Raw genomic sequence first — 4622 nt, 5'->3', positions numbered from 1 at the left:
TTCTTGCCCCGCGCCCGGAAAGGCACGTTCGCAAGCCTGGAATTAGCGTGAACAGGCCCTAGACTGTTCGGTATTTTGACTGAACAGTTCGGCGAAAACTGTTCAGTACTGTGCATGTGATTGTAGTCGCGGCGTCGCAATAATGGCTAGACGAAACATTTTTGAAGGAGTACGGCGATGCGCGAAATCCGGACATTCGAAATGGGCTATGACGAACCGGCGACGGCGTGGCGCGTGGACCGCCCGCTCGTCGTCGAAGTGGAGCAAGGCACCCTTTGGCTGACGGTCGAAGGCGACGCTGAAGACTACTGGCTCGATCGCGGGCAGTCGTTTCTTTTACCCGCCGGCACGCGCGCGTGGATCGGCTCGGGCGACGGTGATGTGCGGCTGACGGTGCGAGGCGCGCTCACCGGGGCGAATGGCGGGCAGGGCGCCGCGCTCGCCCGCCCGCGGCTGCCCGCACCCGCTTCCCGCTGGTGGCTGGCCGCAGCCTGAGCGAGGCGCTTGTACTTGTGCTTGTGCTTGTACTTGAATCAAGATTGCTGGATACGGAACCTTGTAGACTCGTTGACCCTTCGCACCGTTGTTCCAGACTATGACTGCCTTTGGCGCACTCGAACATCTCTGGTCGTTGGCCGGTTGCGACGCGACGGCGTTGGACGATATTCGCCTGACCGGCGAGGATCCGGGCTTGCCGTCCGTCTATCGCGTCGGCGTGCTCGCCGGTGCGACGATTGGCGCGCAAGCATTGGCCGCGGCCGAATGTCATCGCTTGCGGACGGGGAACAGGCAGCGAGTCGAGGTCGAGCAGCGGCGCGCGCTGGCCGTCTTTCGCAGTGAACGGTATTTGCGTATCGACGAAGGCGCTGCGCCGGAGCTGCGCGATCCGTTGATGGGGTTTTACGAAACGCGGGACGGCCGATGGATTCAGCTGCATACGAATTTTCCGCATCACCGGCGAGGCATCGTCGACGTGCTCGGTTGTGCCGACCATCACGCTGCCGTCAGCGAAGCGATTCGCGGTTGGGACGGTGCGGCGCTCGATCAAACGCTCGCGGATGCGGGGCTATGCGCCGCTTTGATTCGTCGTCCTGACGAATGGGCGGCGTTGCCGCAAGCGGCGGCGCTGGAGGCGTTGCCCCTGTTCGAAATCGAGCGCATTGGAGCGGGCGGCGAACCCGATGCGCCGCCGGTTCCGATCGGACGCACGGTGCGCGGCGCGGCTGAGCGGGGCAGCTCCGGCTCCATGGCCACGCGGCCGCTCGAGGGTGTTCGCGTGCTCGATTTGAGCCGGATCATCGCAGGCCCCGTGGCGGGGAGAACCCTTGCGCAGCACGGCGCCGATGTGCTGCTCGTGAATGGCCCGCATTTGCCGAACATCGCGCCGCTTGTTATCGATAACGGTCGAGGCAAGCGCTCGGCGTTGCTCGATCTGCGGCGCGACGATGAGCGGGCTACCTTGCAAGCCCTCGCGAGCGAGGCCGACGTCTTCTTGCAAGCCTATCGCCCCGGTGCCCTGGCTGCGCATGGTTTTTCGCCGGAGGCGCTGGCGCGGGCGCGGCCGGGTATCGTCTACGTTTCGATTTGCGCGTACGGGCATACGGGGCCATGGGCGCAGCGGCGCGGCTTCGACAGTCTCGTGCAATCGGCGAGCGGGATCGCCTGGACCGAACGGAACGCGGCGGGCGCGACGGCGCCCAAGCATCTACCGTGTCAGGCGCTCGATCATGCGACGGGCTATCTCGCCGCATTCGGTGCGATGGTGGCGTTGATGCGTCGGGCTGTCGAAGGCGGCAGCTGGCACGTACGCGTCTCGCTGGCGCAGACCGGACGCTGGCTGCAATCGTTCGGCACGATCGCCGACGGATGGCGCGCGCCCCAAGTGCGTCTAACGGATGTACGCGACTCGATGCAAACGATGGATACGCCGTTCGGCAAAGTGTTGGCGGTGGCGCCGGCCGAAACGATGTCGGCGACGCCGCCCCGGTTCGACCGCCCACCGGTGCCGCTCGGCACCGATGCGGCTAGTTGGAGCGCGTGACCCACCGGCGAATTCAGGCGCGGCGTTCGATCGTTCGGCTGGGCCCGGCAGATGTCGTTTCGTCGCCTTGCGGTTTTGCCGTCCGTTGCCTCGTCGTCACGTCGCGCGAATGATCGAGTCTGTGCCTGCTATTTACGCAGTTCGGCGACGAAGTCGTAGTAATCGTTGCGGCAGTACGTGTCGGTCAACTCGATCGCGCGCTGATCGGCGGTATAGCCGATGCGTGTGATGAGCAGGAGCGCGTCGTGTGTAGCGATGTCCATTTGCCGCGCGATTTCCTCGCTCGCGTTGACGGCGCGGAAATGCTGGAGGGCGCGGACGATCCCGAGCCCGCGCTGTTCGAGATAGCTGTAAAGAGAATCGCCGATGGCTTGCGGATCGGGAATGATCGATGCGGGCAGGGTGGAGTTCTCGACGGCCATGACGATCCCGTTGGCGAGCCGCAGGCGCTTCAGGCGCGTGACGGCCGCGGCGGGCGACAACCCGAGCTGAATCACTTCATCGCGGCTCGCGGGTTGAATCTCGCGGGAAATCCATTTCGAGCTGGGCGTGAAGCCGCGCCGGCGCAGCATCTCGCTGAAGCTCGAGAGGCGCGAGAGCGGATCGTCATAGCGCGGTGTGATGAAACTGCCCGCGCCTTGGGTGCGCCGGATCAGCCCTTGTTCGACGAGCAGCGCGATCGCCTTGCGGGCGGTGATGCGCGATACGCCCAGCGCCTCGGACAGCACACGCTCCGAGGGCAGCGCTTCGCCAGCGTTCCAGCGGTTTTCGTGAATGGCCTGGCCGAGCTTGCGCGCGAGCTGCAGGTAAAGCGGCGTATCGTTGTCCGGATCGGGGCGCAGATCGCGCCAGCGGTCTTCCGCGGAAGCGTGGGTCATGAATTAGGCACGGCGAAGGGCAAGCTGCAAGTTTAAGGCATTGCGGGCCCGGTCAGGGCCGGTTATCGGTGGATCGGGCGAGGGCATAGGCGGTCTGATCGTCGTCATTCGCAAACGGAAGCGCACAGCAGGCCGACGGTGACTATGCTCACCGTATCACTCATCGTTGAGGAGGCACCTATGACGCGCGACGACGCTTTCGTCACACTGCCCGATGGCGAGCGCATTGCTCGGCTGGGGCAAGGCACCTGGGAAATGGGCGAGCGAGCCGAGCGGCGCTCGTTTGAAATCGATGCGTTGCGCGCCGGTATCGAACTCGGCATGACTGTGATCGATACGGCTGAAATGTACGGCGAAGGCGCGACCGAATCGCTGCTCGGCGTGGCGCTGGCAGGGCTGCGCGAGCAAGTGTTCCTCGTGAGCAAAGTCTATCCGCACAACGCGAGCCGGCGCGGCGTCGCCGCCTCGTGCGAGGCGAGCTTGAAGCGCTTGAAGACGGATCGGCTCGACTTGTATCTGCTGCACTGGCGGGGCGGCATTGCGCTCGAGGAAACGGTCGAAGCGTTCGAGGCGTTGCGGCGCGAGGGCAAAATCCGGCACTGGGGTGTCAGCAACTTCGACGTGGATGACATGGACGAACTCGTCGCGGCCGGTGGGCAGGCGTGCGCCACGAATCAGATTCTTTATAACGTGGCGAGGCGTGGGCCCGAGTTCGGCTTGCTGCCCTGGATGAAGGCGCGCGCAATGCCCGCCATGGCCTACAGCCCGATCGATCATATGCGCTTGCCCAAACGCTCGGTGCTCGACGAAATCGCGCGCGAGCGCGAGCTTTCGCCGGTTCAGGTTGCACTTGCCTGGGTGCTGGCTCAGGCGGAGGTCTGCGCCATTCCGAAGGCGGGCAGCGTCGAGCATGTGCGAGCGAATCGCGCAGCGCTCGATATCGTTCTGAGCGAACGGGAACTTGCGGCGATCGACAGCGAATTCAAGCCACCGCGCAAGAAGGCGCCGCTCGACATGCTGTGAGCGACGGCGCTCGGGGCGCGGCCTCGGGCAAGGCAGATCGCTTCGTCGCTATGAGCGCTCGCGGATGAAATCGTCGCGCCTGAAATGCTCGGGGTTTTGAATCCGCCGCGCTCGTCGGTGCGTTGGCGAACGGTTTGCTCGCTGCGCATTCGACTGACCTGGTGGTCGAGGATGACGCATCTTTGAGACGAGGGCCCGCAGCGTCGCGGGGAGCCCAATTGCGAGAGGCGGAGCGTGGTTGTCGCTCATGGACAACCACGCTTTGACGCGAGAGAAGTTGCGCTGGCGTCGATGACGTTGACGATCGACCCAGCGCGTGGAGCGTTAGTGGCCGCCGGCGCCGTGACCTCCGCCCGAGCCGCCGCTGCCACCGTTGCCTCCTGAGCCGTGACCGCCGCCCGAGCCGCCGCTGCCGCCGCCGTTGCCGTTGCCGTTGCCTCCTGAGCCGTGACCTCCGCCCGAGCCGCCGCTGCCGCCGTTGCCTCCCGAGCCGTGACCGCCGCCCGAGCCGCCGCTGCCACCGCCGCTGCCACCGTTGCCTCCTGAGCCGTGACCTCCGCCCGAGCCGCCGTTGCCTCCCGAGCCGGGACCTCCGCCCGAGCCGCCGCTGCCACCGCCGCCGCCTCCGGCGCCGTGGCCTCCGCCCGCGCCGCCGCGGCCGCCGCCGCCTCCCCGCCCGC

The 4622-nt window shown here is 66.0% G+C and carries 5 protein-coding genes; 3 read left to right on the top strand and 2 right to left on the bottom strand.

Annotated elements, in window-relative coordinates; genetic code table 11:
• Positions 1-177: 177 nt before the first annotated feature.
• Positions 178-495, top strand: coding sequence for a DUF2917 domain-containing protein (locus ACTHL0_RS12875; protein ID WP_440567135.1), 318 nt, complete (start codon positions 178-180; stop codon positions 493-495).
• 100 nt (positions 496-595) lie between these two features.
• Positions 596-2041: a CoA transferase gene (locus ACTHL0_RS12870; protein ID WP_440567134.1), complete on the top strand. Its 1446-nt coding sequence runs from the start codon at positions 596-598 to the stop codon at positions 2039-2041.
• Positions 2042-2169: 128 nt separating this feature from the next.
• On the opposite strand, the gene ACTHL0_RS12865 is transcribed toward ACTHL0_RS12870, so the two are convergent.
• Positions 2170-2919, bottom strand: coding sequence for a GntR family transcriptional regulator (locus ACTHL0_RS12865; RefSeq protein ID WP_440567133.1), 750 nt, complete (start codon positions 2917-2919; stop codon positions 2170-2172).
• A gap of 180 nt (positions 2920-3099) precedes the next feature.
• Between ACTHL0_RS12865 and ACTHL0_RS12860 the strand changes: the two genes are divergently transcribed.
• Complete coding sequence (locus ACTHL0_RS12860) at positions 3100-3942, top strand: aldo/keto reductase (protein ID WP_440567132.1); 843 nt, start codon at positions 3100-3102, stop codon at positions 3940-3942.
• A 245-nt stretch (positions 3943-4187) separates the two neighbouring features.
• Here the strand turns inward: ACTHL0_RS12860 and ACTHL0_RS12855 are convergent.
• The coding region (locus ACTHL0_RS12855) for a hypothetical protein (RefSeq protein ID WP_440567131.1) at positions 4188-4622 on the bottom strand (435 nt) is incomplete at its 5' end.

The sequence above is a fragment of the Trinickia sp. genome (assembly GCF_051961175.1).
In the GTDB taxonomy this organism is placed as follows: domain Bacteria; phylum Pseudomonadota; class Gammaproteobacteria; order Burkholderiales; family Burkholderiaceae; genus Trinickia.
Note: the sequence above shows the minus strand (reverse complement) of the source record. Positions and strands in the feature narration are given on the sequence as shown.